At 40.8% G+C, this 15,495-nt stretch carries 16 protein-coding genes; 10 read left to right on the forward strand and 6 right to left on the reverse strand.

The annotated features are described in order from the left end of the window. Position 1: 1 nt before the first annotated feature. Genes ABJF11_RS20140 through rpmH form a run of 3 tightly spaced genes read right to left on the reverse strand, consistent with a single transcriptional unit; the run spans position 2 to position 2,275 of the window. Positions 2-1,648, reverse strand: a complete 1,647-nt coding sequence (locus tag ABJF11_RS20140) for a S41 family peptidase (protein ID WP_348122070.1) — start codon at positions 1,646-1,648, stop codon at positions 2-4. A 15-nt stretch (positions 1,649-1,663) separates the two neighbouring features. Beyond that, a complete protein-coding gene (rnpA, locus tag ABJF11_RS20145; protein ID WP_348122071.1) occupies positions 1,664-2,080 on the reverse strand; it encodes a ribonuclease P protein component in 417 nt (138 codons plus the stop codon). A gap of 36 nt (positions 2,081-2,116) precedes the next feature. Continuing rightward, on the reverse strand, positions 2,117-2,275 hold the full coding sequence (rpmH, locus tag ABJF11_RS20150) for a 50S ribosomal protein L34 (protein ID WP_348122072.1): 159 nt from the start codon (positions 2,273-2,275) through the stop codon (positions 2,117-2,119). A gap of 210 nt (positions 2,276-2,485) precedes the next feature. Between rpmH and ABJF11_RS20155 the strand changes: the two genes are divergently transcribed. From ABJF11_RS20155 to ABJF11_RS20170, 4 genes are all read left to right on the forward strand, one after another. Then, positions 2,486-4,186 carry a PDZ domain-containing protein gene (locus ABJF11_RS20155; protein WP_348122073.1) on the forward strand — a complete coding sequence of 567 codons (1,701 nt, stop codon included), beginning with the start codon at positions 2,486-2,488 and terminating at the stop codon, positions 4,184-4,186. Between the two features lie 70 nt (positions 4,187-4,256). After that, positions 4,257-6,032, forward strand: coding sequence for a chloride channel protein (locus ABJF11_RS20160; RefSeq protein ID WP_348122074.1), 1,776 nt, complete (start codon positions 4,257-4,259; stop codon positions 6,030-6,032). Between the two features lie 294 nt (positions 6,033-6,326). Continuing rightward, complete coding sequence (locus ABJF11_RS20165) at positions 6,327-6,818, forward strand: TlpA disulfide reductase family protein (protein ID WP_348122075.1); 492 nt, start codon at positions 6,327-6,329, stop codon at positions 6,816-6,818. A 10-nt stretch (positions 6,819-6,828) separates the two neighbouring features. Beyond that, the gene (locus tag ABJF11_RS20170; RefSeq protein WP_348122076.1) at positions 6,829-7,467 is read left to right on the forward strand and encodes a thioredoxin family protein; all 639 of its coding nucleotides are present in this window, start codon (positions 6,829-6,831) and stop codon (positions 7,465-7,467) included. Positions 7,468-7,469: 2 nt separating this feature from the next. Here ABJF11_RS20170 and ABJF11_RS20175 read toward each other — a convergent pair whose 3' ends face one another. After that, positions 7,470-8,705, reverse strand: a complete 1,236-nt coding sequence (locus ABJF11_RS20175; RefSeq protein WP_348122077.1) for a pitrilysin family protein — start codon at positions 8,703-8,705, stop codon at positions 7,470-7,472. 165 nt (positions 8,706-8,870) lie between these two features. On the opposite strand from ABJF11_RS20175, the gene ABJF11_RS20180 reads away from it, so the two are divergent. From ABJF11_RS20180 to ABJF11_RS20205, 6 genes are all read left to right on the forward strand, one after another. After that, entirely contained in the window at positions 8,871-10,847 is a 1,977-nt protein-coding gene (locus tag ABJF11_RS20180) for a dehydrogenase E1 component subunit alpha/beta (RefSeq protein ID WP_348122079.1), read from the forward strand. 138 nt (positions 10,848-10,985) lie between these two features. Beyond that, the gene (locus ABJF11_RS20185) at positions 10,986-12,017 is read left to right on the forward strand and encodes a hypothetical protein (RefSeq protein WP_348122081.1); all 1,032 of its coding nucleotides are present in this window, start codon (positions 10,986-10,988) and stop codon (positions 12,015-12,017) included. A 2-nt stretch (positions 12,018-12,019) separates the two neighbouring features. After that, on the forward strand, positions 12,020-12,373 hold the full coding sequence (ytxJ, locus tag ABJF11_RS20190) for a bacillithiol system redox-active protein YtxJ (protein ID WP_348122083.1): 354 nt from the start codon (positions 12,020-12,022) through the stop codon (positions 12,371-12,373). Positions 12,374-12,448: 75 nt separating this feature from the next. Next, positions 12,449-13,003: a TetR/AcrR family transcriptional regulator gene (locus tag ABJF11_RS20195; protein ID WP_348122084.1), complete on the forward strand. Its 555-nt coding sequence runs from the start codon at positions 12,449-12,451 to the stop codon at positions 13,001-13,003. A gap of 276 nt (positions 13,004-13,279) precedes the next feature. Next, positions 13,280-13,699: a hypothetical protein gene (locus tag ABJF11_RS20200; RefSeq protein WP_348122085.1), complete on the forward strand. Its 420-nt coding sequence runs from the start codon at positions 13,280-13,282 to the stop codon at positions 13,697-13,699. Between the two features lie 88 nt (positions 13,700-13,787). Further along, the gene (locus tag ABJF11_RS20205; RefSeq protein WP_348122087.1) at positions 13,788-14,378 is read left to right on the forward strand and encodes a pyridoxamine 5'-phosphate oxidase family protein; all 591 of its coding nucleotides are present in this window, start codon (positions 13,788-13,790) and stop codon (positions 14,376-14,378) included. A gap of 13 nt (positions 14,379-14,391) precedes the next feature. On the opposite strand, the gene ABJF11_RS20210 is transcribed toward ABJF11_RS20205, so the two are convergent. Both ABJF11_RS20210 and ABJF11_RS20215 read right to left on the reverse strand, forming a co-directional pair. Then, positions 14,392-14,982 (reverse strand): hypothetical protein, encoded by a 591-nt coding sequence (locus ABJF11_RS20210; RefSeq protein ID WP_348122088.1) that lies wholly within the window; start codon positions 14,980-14,982, stop codon positions 14,392-14,394. After that, the gene (locus ABJF11_RS20215) at positions 14,963-15,448 is read right to left on the reverse strand and encodes an RNA polymerase sigma factor (protein WP_348122089.1); all 486 of its coding nucleotides are present in this window, start codon (positions 15,446-15,448) and stop codon (positions 14,963-14,965) included. The genes ABJF11_RS20210 and ABJF11_RS20215 overlap by 20 nt, the downstream gene beginning before the upstream one ends. Positions 15,449-15,495: the final 47 nt, after the last annotated feature.

Consider the following 15,495-nt stretch of genomic DNA (forward strand, 5'->3'; position numbering starts at 1 on the left):
ATTATTTGTTCAATATTTTAGAATAGGCTTCTGAGTCGTTCAGAATATTGGCTGCTTCCAGCACGGTTGGGTCATGATCCAGGCTAGACTCCATCATGCCATGGTGAAAGTAATATCTACTCACAATTTCTTCTTCAAGCATGTATTTGATATCTGCTTTGAAGGTCATCATATAATCTTTTTTCAAGGCCTCTACCTTGATCTTAAGGTTTTCTATAGTGGCCTCCATGCCCTCATAATATTTTTCCTTTTTTGCCATTTCTTCCAGAGCCGTGATAGCCTCATCCATTTGAGAAGAAAGGTTAAATTCTTTATCATCAACCCAGTTTACAAATTCTAAATACTCTTCATCTGACAATTCAAACTCTCTTGGAGCTGAAATCTCTTTATTTAAAAATGCATAGGCTGTGGCGTAGTCAAAAATCAGATTTTGACTGACCATATTATAGAGCAAGTTCGAAATAGTTTTGGGTTCTACATTTATATCTGGCTCGATCCCGCCGCCGTCGTAGACCACTCTTCCTTTACTGGTTTTGAATGCCACCTTGAGTGAGTCAGGGATTTTACCCACACTTCCATCTTCGTTTTTATTAGAATAGTCGATGGCCTGGATGCATCTCCCACTGGGAATGTAATATTTGGCCGTCGTGATTTTTAGCTGAGCATTATATGGCAACGGTCTTGTGGCTTGAACGAGCCCCTTGCCAAATGTTCTGGCACCAACCAGGACGCCTCTGTCGTAGTCCTGAACCACACCTGAAACAATCTCCGCTGCCGATGCGGTAGCTCTACTTGTGAGTACGGCTAATGGAATGTCTCCATCTGATGTGGCATAGGGTGTCGAGTAGGTTTTATTCCACGAAGACATTTTGCCTTTTGTGCTTACCACTTCTTTCCCTTGTCCTATAAACACGTTAGCCACATTGACCGCTTCTCCCAATAGTCCGCCTGGATTGTCTCTGAGGTCTAGAATAATCTTTGTGGCTCCTACACGCTTTAGGCTATCCAATGCATTTTTCACCTCGCTGCCCGCATTGGTGGTGAAATCACTTAGCTTAATAAAACCAGTGGTTTCATTGTACATACCGTAGTACATGACATTGTTGATCGTGATTTTAGATCTGGTCAGGGTCACGTCAAATGGATTGTCGTTTCCATACCTTTTGATTTTTAATATGATATTCGATCCAGGCTGACCTTTTAGAAGTTCGCTGATTTCCGTAGATGACTTATCAGCCAGATCATTGCCATCTATCTCCAGTATGGCATCGCCGATTAGCAATCCAGCTTTATGCGCCGGGTATCCGACATAAGGCATTATGACCGTGTTGAGCTTATTCCTCTTACCTACTATAGCGCCTATGCCTCCATATTCACCTGTAGTAGACGTCCTGTATTCTTCTATTTGATTCTCTGAAATGTAGGCAGCATATGGATCGAGAGATCTCAGCATAGCTTCTATTCCATCTCCTATGACTTTATCACTGGATAACTCATCTACATAGTGTGTATTCAGCTCGCGATAGAGGGTAGTGAAAATATTGAGATTTCGAGAGATTTCGAAGCTGTTGTCTCCACCTAACCAGGTAAAAGAAAACAGGCCTATTAATAAGACAGTGCCGGCAATTCCTATTATTGTTCTTTTCATATTCAACTGACCTGATTAATTCCCCTCTAATTCTATTTTAAGTGACTTTTTTAAACGTCCGAAAGAGTCCATTAGTTTGGATTCGACAAAATCAAATGGATGAATTTCTTTGGCTGTGTAAATATAAGCAATCGCAAAATATTTGTGCTGCGTGCCAGATGCACATAATTCATGCTTGTGTAAGCGATATGATTCGCGTACCAATCTTTTGATACGATTTCTGTCGACAGCTCGTTTGAAGTTTCTTTTGGACACCGACACCATGAACTGATGGTTTGTCTCTGCGTCCGGGAGCTGAAGAAAACGTACGGAGAAGGGATAAAAATAAAAAGATGCTCCTTCGGTAAAAAGAGCATCAATTAGTTTTTTACTATTCAGCCTTTCCTGCTTAGGGAAGGTGTATTTTCTATATGTAGGTTCGTTTCCTTCCATCAAGATTGTAAGAAGGAATAAAGCTAAGCAAGAATCTTATTTCTTATGCTTTCTTTCGTCAGATACCGTTAGTTTTTTTCTACCCTTGGCTCTTCTTCTTTTAAGCACTGCTTTGCCTCCTTGATCTTCCATTCTGGCTCTAAACCCGTGCTTATTTCTTCTTTTTCTCTGAGAAGGTTGAAATGTTCTTTTCATCTTATGTCTTATTTTTTATCTCTAGATTTCCAATTGCCCCTAACTACTATCCTGACGCAGCTTGAAAAAATGGAGTGCAAAAATAGAGAGCTTTTAAACAATAACAAAGTCTAAATCAGATAGTTTAATGAAGAATCCAGAATAATACCTTTTGATTATTATTAATACGCTCTAAATCGCCAATATTTGTACAAAAATAAAGCCTTGTTCATGATAAATTGTCACATCTCTTCACCAAACCCATTGACACATCTGCTTCACATAGAGCTCAAACTCAAGGTGAAAAGCTTACCGACTCTGGAATTGATCCTGCCTACCTGGAGGCCTGGGCGCTACGAGCTTGCCCCGTTTGCAGAGAATATTCAGCGTTTTTCTGCCACAGATCGCAATGGCTCAGCATTGACCTGGAGAAAATCAAGACCTAACAAGTGGCTGATTGATACCGCGGGTATCGATCTATTGGTGGTTCGATATCAGTATTATGCCAATAAAATGGATGCCGGCAACTCTGTCTTGGACGACAGTCAAGTGTACATCAATTTTATAAACTGCATATTCTACACAGCACTGCACGACAACCAACAAATCAGTCTTCAAGTCGACCTGCCGAAGGGCTACCTAACGTCTTGTAGTATGCTCAAAACAGATGAAGGTCTCTTACTAGCCGAAAACTATCAACAACTCGCAGATTCACCATTGCTTGCCAGTCCCAATCTCAAAACCCTAACCTATTCCATTGACAAGTATCGATTCAATATCGTTTTTAACGGTGAGTTTCCACTGGATGAATCCCAAATCCTGAAAGATTTCAAAAAGTTTACTGCCTGTCAGATCGCTGCGATGGGTGGCTTTCCTACACGTATTTATGATTTTATAGTCCAATCTCTTGACTACGCACATTATCATGGAGTGGAGCATCAAAATTCAACAGTTCTGGTTCTGGGTCCAAATGATGAATCCAGTAGTTCGGAATATTTCCATAAGTTGATGGGAGTGGCGTCGCATGAGCTTTTTCATACCTGGAACGTCACCAGAATTAGACCCATGGAAATGTCGCCTTATCGATTCGATGAAGAGACCATGACAGAGAGTGGATTTGTCACCGAAGGATTCACCACTTATTACGGCGATTTGTTTTTAGCTCAATCAGGAGTGCTTACGCAAAACGGATACTTTAAGGAGCTAAACGCGCTATTTAAAAGGCATTTTGAAAATTATGGCAGGCACGAAAGCTCATTGATTCAGGCTAGTGCAAATCTTTGGGTGGATGGCTACAAAAATTTATTTCCGTCAAAAAAAGTTTCTATATATGTAAAGGGGGCTTTATGCGCTTTGATACTCGACCTGAAAATAAGTGAAGCCACTAACAATCAGTCAAGGCTCATCGATGTTTTAAAATCTCTCTACGAAAATCACACTTATCAGAAAGGAGGCTATAGCCGGGAGCAGGTTTACGCCATAATCTCTACGATTGGAGGTGAATCAGTCAATGCTCTCCTAGCCACTCTATACGAGAGTACAGTTTGTCTTAGCACCCTTCTAGGTGATGCGCTTGCCTATGTAGGTTGTGAATTCTCCAAAATATGTCATCCAGAGGAGTGCACCAGTAAGCTCGGTATTAAAGCTAACGGGGCTGAAATTGTTGAAATCGCTCCTGGAAGTATTGCTGAGGAGTATCTCTCTGTAGGAGATTCCATAATAAAAATCAATGGCGAAAATTATTCCAATTTGGGTGTCAAATTGAAAAACAACAATGAGTTTGAAATCAAAAGAGGCTCTAAATCAATAGTGATGAACATTGCAACCGTTGAGCAGCGTTACTATGATAGTTATGAGATCAGCCTATCTCCTAAGACCACTGCTATCCAACGAGAAAATTTGTCTCACTGGCTAGGAATTAATAGGGAATAAATTTTTGCGCCAACCCTAAAAACTTACTTTTGCTTACTCCTATGAGATTATCGAAAATATTAGCTCTGAAATGAAAGCAAATGCGTGGCTAGTCAAATTTCTGGTATGGCGACTTAAGCATATCAGCAACAACAACTTCACGCTGATACTTAGTGGTATCGTGGGTCTGGTAGCAGGTATAGCAGCGGTGACACTCAAAGAGTCCGTCCACTTCATCCAGGCCATTCTTAATGAATATATATACACTTCTGGCTTCGATTTTCTTTATCTATTCTACCCACTGGTGGGAATTGTACTTACCATGGTCGTAGCCCGGTATATACTCAAGGAAAAGCTTGGTCATGGCATTACTCAGATTTTGTTGGTGATTTCTAAAAGATCAAGCATCGTAAAAAGATCAATGATGTATTCTAGAATGATCACTAGTGCCATCACCGTAGGCTTTGGCGGTTCTGTGGGACTAGAGGCACCGATTGTGGTGACAGGATCTGCCATAGGATCGAATTTGGCCCAACTGACACATCTCAACTACAAGAAAAGGACATTACTTATTGCGTGTGGTGCTTCTGGGGCTATCTCAGCAATTTTTAACTCGCCGATCGCTGGTGTAATTTTTGCCATTGAGGTAATTCTGACAGACGTCACAATCAACAAGTTTATTCCTATACTTCTCTCATCAGTTACGGGGTCCCTGATTTCTCTATCGCTCTTAGGGGATGATTTGCTTTTCTCATTCAAATTGAAAGATCCTTTTCTGGCCGAACATGTCCATTACTTTATTTTTCTGGGCATTGCCTGTGGTATAGTGTCGGTACACTTTACACGGCTCACCTACCTGATAGAACGGCTGATCAAGAAGGTAACGAACGACTGGAGTCGGGCGGTGGTTGGCGGCATTGGTGTCGCCTTAATCGTCCTTACGTTTCCTCCCATCTATGGTGAAGGATATGATACGATCAAACAGCTCCTCGACGGCAAGGATGACATATTGTTCAATAACAGTCTGATCTATGAAGGCACTGACAAGACTCTGGTCATCATTTTCTTGTTATTTGCCATCCTGGTCATCAAACCTGTCGCATCGGCCCTTACTATCGGCTCAGGTGGCAGCGGAGGTATTTTTGCTCCATCTTTGTTTATGGGAGGTATAGCTGGATACCTTTTTGCAAAGACAGTAAATTTTGCCCTTCCCGTGACAATCAGTACTAGTAACTTCACTCTCGTCGCGATGTGTGGAGTGATGAGTGGGGTGCTACATGCTCCTCTCACCGCAATCTTTTTGATTGCAGAAATAACAGGAGGTTATGAGCTTTTCGTCCCGCTTATGCTGGTGAGCGCAATTTCTTTTACCACAATCAATTATTTTGAAAAGCATTCACTCTACACCAAGAGTCTGATCGAGAAAGGAGATTTGATCCAGCATGATAAGGACCGCCAGGTGCTTAGTCTAATGAAGCTCAACAAAATTATTGAATCCGATCTACTGACCATTAAGTATGACGCCAAACTCGACGATATGGTCAAGCTGGTGAAAAAGTCAAAAAGAAACATTTTTCCGGTTCTGAATTATGACGGCGGGCTCGAAGGCATTATTACACTGGATGATATCCGTGAAAAAATGTTTGACGAAGAAGCCAGAAAAAATATTGTTGTGAAAGAGGTCATGCAGCTGCCTCCAGCGGAAGTGCATCCCGATGATTCCATGCAGACGGTCATGAATAAATTTGAGGTGACTCAGGCCTGGAACCTGCCTGTAATTGATCAGGGTCAATATATTGGCTTTTTGTCCAAGTCCAGAATCTTTAATGCCTATCGGAAGAAGCTAATTAATCAGGATAAGGAATAATCTTCATTTTTTATTTCTTTGCACTATTACCTGATTTTTGGGCTCAATATCATGACATACATCTTGTTTTTCCACAATTAGAAGAACTGCTAGTTTTCATAACCATCTGTAATAGTGCTGTTTACATGCTTTTATTTAAATGATGTGGATAACTCTGAATTTTGTGGATAAGTATTTTCATTTCTTAAAATAGTACTATTTTATGAAAAATTTCAGGTCTTTGATAAAAAATTGCAACTATCTATTTTTGAGTACGTTATCATATTTTTACTAATGCTCAAAGATCAATAAAGCATGAGAAATGTCATTTCCTTTTGTTTAGTTTCCTTTCTGATACTTTCGACAGAAAGTGCAAAAGCACAGAGCGTAGAAGTGATAAAGTATTCAGAACTTGCTAAAATCATTTCGGACAAATCTGACAATAACAAAGTGATCAATTTCTGGGCTACCTGGTGCAGACCTTGTGTCAAGGAACTCCCACAATTTCTCGATTTATACGAAAAATACAATAATGATCAATTGGAATTGAGTCTGATCAGTTTTGATTTTGTCGAAGACCTGGAGACTAAGGTCAAACCATTTATAAACAAGAAAAATATTAAGGTCAAAATCTACTTGCTGGATGAGACTGATTACAATGCCTTTATTGATAAAGTGGATCCAACCTGGAGTGGAGCTATACCAGCTACACTTATGCTGTCAAAAGGAAATGAAAGACGATTATTTGTCGAAAAAGAATTTGCTGAAAACGAATTAGAAAAAGTCTATTTGAATTTTATTAAATAACATCAAAGAAATGAGAAAAAATGTACTCTTAGCTATTGGACTGGTTGCTGTCGCAGTGGTGCTATTCGCCAGCGAGAACAAAGAAGAACTTGTGAACCCTAAAGTGGGTTATGACGTCGGAGACAAAGTCACAGATTTCAAACTGAAGAATATCGATGGTCAATCACTCTCCATGGCAGATTATAAAGATGCAAAAGGCTTTATAGTAGTCTTCACCTGCAACACTTGCCCTTTCTCGAAGATGTATGAAAAAAGAATTGACTTGCTCAATCAAAAATATCAATCGAAAGGTTATCCAGTGATCGCTATCAACTCCAACGATAAGACTAAGCAACCTGGAGACTCTTATGAGGAAATGATAAAACGAGCGAAAGATAAATCGTTCTCATTTCCATACTTATATGATGAAAGCCAATTGGTCGCTACTACCTACGGAGCTACCAGAACACCTCACGTATATGTGGTAACCAAAAATTCAGATGACTTGGTGGTTTCGTATATTGGGGCGATTGATGATAATCATAAAGATGCCGCAGCTGTCACCAAAAAATATGTAGAAGCCGCGGTGGATAATTTAATTGATGGCAAGCCAGTGAAGACCACCTTTACAAAAGCCATCGGATGTACCATTAAATGGAAAGACGCCTAAGACTATTCAGTCCGACGATAATACAATGTTGAGCAATTTGATTTGTTCAACATTTTTTTTGCCTGTTCCATGAGCCCTGTCTCGGTTACCACCTGCAACGCGTCTACCTCCTTATTGACCAAGTCAGTATTTCCAAGAAGTGTATAATAGGCCAGACTCATAGCCCGATTCAAAAGTTCTACTTCGGAGAACACATGAGAAGATTCAGCTTTCATTTTCACTTTGTCCAATTCTCCTTTTTCCAATCCATCGATGAGCAAGCGAGAGATCTCTTTATCTAAGGCAAGATCAACCTGATCAAAAGAAGTGCCCTCTTTGAGTTTGCCAGATATTACGAGCAATCCAGCGTCTATGGAGCCGGTGATACTTGCACTCACTGACTGTAGCAGGTTTTGGTCTTTCACAAGTGATGAATAAAGTCTGGAAGACTTTCCTCTTCCGAAAATATCGCTTAGCAAATCTATGGTGTGGTAGTTTGGGTCCAATCGATCAGGCATGTGGTAAGCTCTGTAAAAAGCATCCATAGGAACCTTGCCTTGAATTGTTTTTTCTTGTGACTCTAGCTGGGCTTTCTCTTGTGGTAAGTCTCTGACATAATCTGCACCACCAGGAATCTCACCGAACCATTTTTTCGCCAGTTCTTTTATTTCCGCAACCTTAACATCTCCTGCTACAACCAAAATAGCATTGTTAGGCAAGTAGAACTTTCGAAAGAAAGCCTTTACGTCGTCCATAGTGGCATTCTCGATGTGAGAAATTTCCTTGCCTATGGTATTCCATCGATAGGGGTGGGTTTTATATGCCAAAGGCTTCATGTGCAACCACGCATCACCATACGGCTGGTCCAGGTAGCGTTGCTTAAATTCTTCGATAACCACTTTGCGCTGGACTTCGAGTGACTCAGGGTCGAACGCCAAACTCAACATCCGGTCTGACTCAAGCCAGAAGGCAGTTTCAAGATTATTGGATGGCACTGAAATATAATAATTGGTGTAGTCCGGTGTAGTGAATGCATTGTTTTCTCCACCGACCTTCTGCAAGGGTTCATCATATGATGGGATGTTGGCCGAACCGCCAAACATTAAATGCTCAAACAGGTGAGCGAATCCGGTTTTGTTCTCGTCTTCATCTTTGGAGCCAACGTTGTAGAGCACGTTGAGCACAGCGACCTTTGTAGAATGATCTTCATGCACTACCACCTGTAGTCCATTATCTAGGGTAAATTTTTCGTATTGCATATTGGTTTTTAGACATGACAAAAATAGGATGCAATAGTGTCAATCTGTACTATATTGATAGATTAGATAAAATTTCCATCAGACACATCGCGCAACTCGTGCAAACTGTTAGTTTTGTGACTAGCACATCAAAATGCAAGTATTAAGCAACCCAATTCATACCCAATGAAATTTGACCGAAAGAAACTAACCGACCAAGAACTTCTTTCTTTATACAGAAAAATATTGTTGCCACGGCTGATAGAAGAGAAAATGCTAATCCTCCTACGGCAAGGGAAAATCAGCAAGTGGTTTTCCGGAATGGGACAAGAAGCGATCTCTGTCGGAGCTGCTATAGCTATGGAGAAGGACGAGTATATTCTACCCATGCACAGAAACCTTGGCATTTTTACCTCACGTGAGATTCCGCTCTACCGGTTATTTGCTCAGTTTCAAGGCAAAGAAAGCGGCTTTACCAACGGTCGAGACCGCTCATTCCATTTTGGATCCAAGGAACACAATCTCGTAGGAATGATCTCACATCTGGGACCACAGCTAGGCATCGCGGATGGTATTGCTTTAGGGCACAAACTAAGAAAAAACAAAAAAACCACTCTCGTCTTCTCAGGAGACGGAGGAGCCAGTGAAGGGGATTTTCATGAAGCATTAAATGTCGCTTCTGTATGGCAGCTGCCTGTGATCTTTGTCGTGGAGAACAACTGCTGGGGACTGTCTACGCCTAGCCGTCAGCAATTCAACTTCGAATCTTTCACCCAAAAAGGACCAGGGTATGGTATGAAAACCAAACAAATCGATGGCAACAATATCCTGGAGGTATATCACGCAATAAATGATATTTCTAATTCAATAAAGAAAAAAAATGAACCTTTTCTGATTGAGTGCATGACCTTTAGGATGCGTGGGCATGAAGAGGCTAGTGGAACAAAATATTATCCAGAAGGTCTGCAAGACAAATGGGCTAAAAAAGACCCGGTAGTGAATTTTGAAAAATACCTTTTGAAAGAGAGAGTGCTCAATAAATCGGATAAGGAAAGTATTTATAATGAAATCAAGGCCGAAATAGAAGAAGGGCTCAAAATAGCCAGTGCCGAAGAACAAGTCACCGTATCAACAGAGAAGGAATTTAGCGATCTGTTTTCGCCGTTTGAGCAAAAAGTAATTGCTCCGAAGTCGTCGAAGAAGAAAGAAAAACGATTTATTGATGCCATCTCAGACGGCCTGAGACAGAGCATGGAAAAATACCCTGAGATGGTACTGATGGGACAGGACATTGGGGACTATGGTGGAGTATTTAAAATTACCGAAGGTTTTGTTTCTCAATTTGGTGAAGAACGCGTGCGTAATACACCCTTGTGTGAATCTGCCATCTTAGGTAGTGCTTTAGGATTGTCTATACAAGGGATCAAGTCAATGGTAGAAATGCAGTTTGCTGACTTTGTAACTTGCGGATTCAACCAAATCATAAATAATCTGGCTAAGATACATTGGAGATGGGGTCAGAATGCTGACGTTGTAGTAAGAATGCCAACTGGTGCGGGAGTAGCTGCAGGACCATTTCATTCACAGTCCAATGAGGCTTGGTTTTTCCATACACCAGGATTAAAAATAGTATATCCTTCCAATCCATATGACGCTAAAGGATTACTGAATGCTGCGATAGAAGACCCAAACCCTTATCTATTCTTTGAGCACAAGGCACTGTATCGTGCCATAGCCGAAGAAATTCCTGATGATCACTACACCATAGAAGTGGGAAAGGCCAAATTGGTCAGTGAAGGTCATGATGTCTCCATTATTACCTATGGAATGGGGGTGCACTGGGCAAAAACAATCATAGAACAAGAAGGGATCAACGCAGATATTCTGGATTTAAGAACTCTATTGCCTTGGGATAAAGAGGCAGTCAGCTCGACCGTAAGAAAAACCAATAAGGTCATCATTCTACATGAAGATTGTCTCACCGGAGGTATAGGTGCTGAGTTGGCAGCGTGGATTAGCGAGCATCATTTTCAGGATTTAGACGCTCCCGTAATGCGAGAAGGCAGTTTGGATACGCCAATACCATTCGCTGCGAATCTTGAGCAGAATTTTCTACCCAAAGAACGATTTAGGGCCAAACTAAAGACACTGCTAGAATTTTAACACAAGGTTGAAACTTATTATTCAAATCTTTGCCAGATAGACATGCGCAATGTGATGACAATATCCGTACTTTGTAAGCTCGGTTATTGAGTTCAATATATTTGTTAACTTCCCGTTTATATTCCGTAGAGAGGATTTATGTTAAACAAGTGGCTGCTTATTTTTTCGGTATTAGCGGGTGTGATTATTGCCTCCAGCCAATCCTCGCACGCCCAACTTCTGCAGGATAGAAATAAACTCAAGACTGCTAGAAGAGCAAGTGGGTTTCTACAGTCTAAGAAGAAAGCCAAAATTAAAGGCCCTAGTGGCAAACATAAAACTATAGCTGCTGGAAGTGTCAGATATAGCAAAAGTCAGTCTAAGGTGGGCTCGAGTCGAAGAGTAAATCCAAAATTCTCTGTGGTCACAGCTGGTCAGGTCAAAGGAAGAAAAATAAATCCACGGTTTACTAAAAATAACGCAGGCAACGTCGCCTCAAAAAAGATCAATCCACGCTACTCAAAAGACAACGCGGGCAACGTATCTTCAAAAAAAGTAAATCCTCGTTACACTCAAAATAATGCCGGCAATGTCGCTGTGAAGAAAGTAAATCCGCGCTATACAAAAACGAATGCCGGCGAGGTAAAAGGCAAAAGTATAAATCCGCGGTATTCTCAATGGAAACAAGCCGGCAAAGTGGTGGTGGTCAACCCAAGATTTTCTACTCCTCCGACTTATAGTAAAACCAAACCTCCTGGAAATAGGAAAAAAGGATTCTTACCCAGCCTAGAGCTATACAGAAAACCACCCAAACATAAACCGGGACCAAATTCTGAATATGCTGGCAATATGAAAAAGAAGGTACAAAAGCCATTTCACGTGGGAAATCACAACCAAAATATAAAGAGTTATAAAAAATACACCAATAGGCCTGTACTCTTCTCTCCAAGCGCTCAAATGGCCAACTACCAATCCAAAACAAAAAAAATGAGAAAGGGCCGCGATATGCACCCAAGTGCCAATTATTTGTCTGCCAAATATTATAAAAGTCGGACGGTCAGGGATGTCAAACGAAAGTTCAATGTGGTATGGGTACGCATGCATGGGAACAAAATTCAACCTGACGCTGTTAAGAAAAAAAGTAAAAAAGCTAAGTTCGACAAGGACGAAATTGAAATTTGGAATAATTAATAATGAACTGGAATCATTTAACTTCAAAAGATCAGATAGATCAGATCAAAACAGGCTCAGCAAACAAACCTGCACTTATATTCAAACATAGTACTAGATGCAGCATCAGTGCCATGGCTGAAAACAGGCTGGAGAGATCGTGGGTGGAGCAAGAGATTTCTTCTATGGATGTCTATCATCTGGACCTCATTCGGCATCGCGGACTGTCCGATCACATCGCACAGGTTTTTAATATCCCGCATGAGTCACCTCAGGTATTAATTATTTTTGACGGTGCTTGCATCTATCACAATTCTCATATGGGTATAGCATACCACGAAATCAAACGTGTTTTTGAAAGTCTGACTGCTGCGTAATTGCTGGTTAGAAAAAAAATGCGTTTTTGTCAACCAATATTCCGAACGAACGTTCTGTATAATAAATAAAATAAAATGGCAGAAGTCAAAGTAAGTCAGGAAGAGTTAATGATTGGATTCCTAAATGTATTTAGGAAAATGGGCTATGACGGCGCAAGTATGAACGAGCTGGCTCAGGCCTCCGGACTAAAGAAATCCAGCTTATACCATAGGTTTCCTGGCGGAAAACAGCAAATGGCAAAAGAGGTATTGGATTTTATCGGGAGTTTGATCAGACAAAATGTAACACAGGTATTGATGCAAGACACTGACCGATCCAAGCGCCTGAAAACTGCCTTGAAAAATATTGATGAATTGTACGCCAGTGGCAAAAACGCCTGCGTGCTTCGGACTCTTTCTATGGAATCTGGGCTCGGCCTATTTTCTAATGTGATCATCACCATATTTGATGATATTATAAGGGGCTTTGCCAAGCTGGCCAGAGATTATGATTACAGTAAGAAGGAAAGCCAAAAAATAGCAGAAGGCGTTCTCATAAAAATACAGGGCAGTTTAATATTGGCAAATGCCCAAAAAAACACGAACGTATTTAAAAATGCATTGAAAGAGATTCAAAGCACATTCGAATAAAATATATTTTTTTATACTAATACCGACCGATCGTTCGGGATAAAAATACTTACAATTATGACTCAACAATCAAAACCATCATTCGCTTTGGCAAAGGCCAGTGCCAATAGAACACTGGATAAGGAACCAAATAATAGCCTAGTGAATGATAAGTGCGATCTGAAGCAACTGAAAATTCACAGACTCAAAATTGGCCACATTGTATTGTGAGAAGTAGGTCGGCAATCCCTGACAACATCAGAAAATTTTTAAGAAAACAATCAAATTAATATTATCATGAAAACAATCAATTGGAAAAACGCAATCATCGCTGGAGCGATGGGTACTTTGATTTTTGATCTACTGGGACTGCTTATTATGGGTACCTGGTGGGACATCCCAGCCTTGCTAGGAGCTAAAACAGGCCTTGGTCTGGCTTATGGTGTGATAGGACACTATTCAAATGGGGTATTGTTAGCGATCTTATTCGCTGGAATTGCTCCATCGCTATGGGGACCGAAATGGTTTAGACCGCTGCTTTTTGTATCAGCTGAAACCGTGGCTCTGGTTTGGCTCTTTATGCTGCCTTTGCTAGGTGCCGGCGTGGCTGGCCTGGATATGTCACCGACGATGCCAGTCATTACTATGGTGAGACATCTCGGCTATGCACTACCACTAATTCTATTTATTCAATATGACTTCAAAGTATTGAGTTGAGTTTTGAGCAAAAGGAAGTTGAATTCCTTTTGCTCAACTTCAAAATCCTCTCTCCTCATAAAATTAATTTCCAAAAAAATACATCGACATGAGACAGAACTTCACCAATTACGCATTCACTGAAAGTGTGAAAAAAGCACAAGAGAAATATGGATCCAGAGATTTATATGCCCGAATGGACACCAACGGGCCGGATCAATATCAGCTTTTCCAGCGAGAAACTGCCCATATAGAAAAAATGGATGGATTCTATCTATCCACAGTGGGTGACAACGGGTGGCCATACGTGCAGTTCAGAGGCGGCCCTAAAGGATTCGTCAGGGTACTGGACAACGAAACAATCGGCTATGCGGATTTTCGGGGTAACAAGCAATATATAAGTACCGGAAATCTGACAGCGAGTAACAAAGCAGCCATGATCTTCTTAGATTATACCACCAAAACAAGACTAAAAATTTGGGCAGAAGCTTCGATACTCGACCCAGAAGAGCATCCTGAGCTTAGACATCAACTGGCGCTGCCTGACTATCAGGCCAAAATAGAAAGGCTAATGATCTTTCGAGTCAAAGCGTTTGATTGGAATTGCCCTCAGCACATTACTCCGAAGTTTACCATAGCAGAGATGAAATCACGGATGCAATCTGACCCTGGTTTTCATCAAATGGTTATGGAAGGGTAATTCTCAGGCCTACTTATTCGCTTTCTTCGGCTTCCAGGGAACGAATCATTGCCTTGAGCTTGATAGCTTTCTTACCATAGAGCAGATGAATCAGATAAAAAGTCATAGGAAGAGCGGCCATCACTCCCAATATCAAACCATACATGACTGATTCATTGTCCATTCTTTCTTCATAAAAATTATGTTCGTTTAGATAGTAAATAGCTATCATCGCCAGCACGCCTAATACTATGGCCGCAATTTTATAATGTCTTATGAACTGTCTAATAATATCCTGCACCCGATACAAATAGGCTAGGACATGTGTATCTATTTCTTCATTGCGTAGATTGGTTTTCAATTTTTGATAATACACATAAAAGGCAACATTGACCACAAGCGATCCTGTACCAATAATCCACTCGCCGGCCCAAAACAGTTCCACGACTAGCGATGTCAGTACCAAGAGATTGATCCATTGTTCCCATACAAGTGTCCTCACAAATTTGTGTATCAAGCTATGGGATCCACTTTGGATCATTTTATCAATTTCTGGCTTAGCATAGGCATCGGCGTCCATTGAATCAGCACCTTTCCAAATATCCTTAATGTCCAAATCTTTCATCGATGATTTTTTTAAGCTGTGCTTTTACTCTATTTACTTTGGCACCTACATTGGTAACAGTGATACCCAATATTTCCGCCATTTCCTTATAGCTCTTTTCTTCCAAATACAGTAGAATGATCGCCCGGTCTGATTCTCTGAGTAGTTTGATGGCCTTGTATAGGTGCTGTATCTGTTCTTCTTGTAGCGCACTATCCTCATCTACCACATCAGGTATCTCCCTGTTTTCTGTGGGCACTGTACGCTTTTTACTGCGCAGTTGAGAAAGGCAAACGTTTAAGCAAACCCTATAGGTCCAGGTAGAAAGCTTAGATGCTCCTCTAAAGGAATCAAACGACCGCCAAAGCTGTACAATGCACTCCTGATAGTAATCGTTGAAATCGTCTGTTGAATCTGTGTATATCCTGCAAACCTTCGCGATGATACGATGGTTGTTGTCTAAGAAACCCTGAAAGTCTGACTTCATATACGACTGATTTCAAGTGTATAGGTTAGTAAAAGTTCGGTTTTATT

The organism is Reichenbachiella sp., from assembly GCF_039941815.1.
In the GTDB taxonomy this organism is placed as follows: domain Bacteria; phylum Bacteroidota; class Bacteroidia; order Cytophagales; family Cyclobacteriaceae; genus Reichenbachiella.

Coding starts and splice junctions, on each gene's coding strand:
- rpmH (WP_348122072.1), bottom strand. CDS start 2,275: ATGAAAAGAACATTTCAACCTTCTCAGAGAAAAAGAAGAAATAAGCAC.
- ABJF11_RS20180 (WP_348122079.1), top strand. CDS start 8,871: ATGAAATTTGACCGAAAGAAACTAACCGACCAAGAACTTCTTTCTTTA.
- ABJF11_RS20215 (WP_348122089.1), bottom strand. CDS start 15,448: ATGAAGTCAGACTTTCAGGGTTTCTTAGACAACAACCATCGTATCATC.
- ABJF11_RS20210 (WP_348122088.1), bottom strand. CDS start 14,982: ATGAAAGATTTGGACATTAAGGATATTTGGAAAGGTGCTGATTCAATG.
- ABJF11_RS20175 (WP_348122077.1), bottom strand. CDS start 8,705: ATGCAATACGAAAAATTTACCCTAGATAATGGACTACAGGTGGTAGTG.
- rnpA (WP_348122071.1), bottom strand. CDS start 2,080: ATGGAAGGAAACGAACCTACATATAGAAAATACACCTTCCCTAAGCAG.
- ABJF11_RS20195 (WP_348122084.1), top strand. CDS start 12,449: ATGGCAGAAGTCAAAGTAAGTCAGGAAGAGTTAATGATTGGATTCCTA.
- ABJF11_RS20205 (WP_348122087.1), top strand. CDS start 13,788: ATGAGACAGAACTTCACCAATTACGCATTCACTGAAAGTGTGAAAAAA.
- ABJF11_RS20185 (WP_348122081.1), top strand. CDS start 10,986: ATGTTAAACAAGTGGCTGCTTATTTTTTCGGTATTAGCGGGTGTGATT.
- ABJF11_RS20155 (WP_348122073.1), top strand. CDS start 2,486: ATGATAAATTGTCACATCTCTTCACCAAACCCATTGACACATCTGCTT.
- ABJF11_RS20165 (WP_348122075.1), top strand. CDS start 6,327: ATGAGAAATGTCATTTCCTTTTGTTTAGTTTCCTTTCTGATACTTTCG.
- ABJF11_RS20140 (WP_348122070.1), bottom strand. CDS start 1,648: ATGAAAAGAACAATAATAGGAATTGCCGGCACTGTCTTATTAATAGGC.
- ytxJ (WP_348122083.1), top strand. CDS start 12,020: ATGAACTGGAATCATTTAACTTCAAAAGATCAGATAGATCAGATCAAA.
- ABJF11_RS20170 (WP_348122076.1), top strand. CDS start 6,829: ATGAGAAAAAATGTACTCTTAGCTATTGGACTGGTTGCTGTCGCAGTG.
- ABJF11_RS20160 (WP_348122074.1), top strand. CDS start 4,257: ATGAAAGCAAATGCGTGGCTAGTCAAATTTCTGGTATGGCGACTTAAG.
- ABJF11_RS20200 (WP_348122085.1), top strand. CDS start 13,280: ATGAAAACAATCAATTGGAAAAACGCAATCATCGCTGGAGCGATGGGT.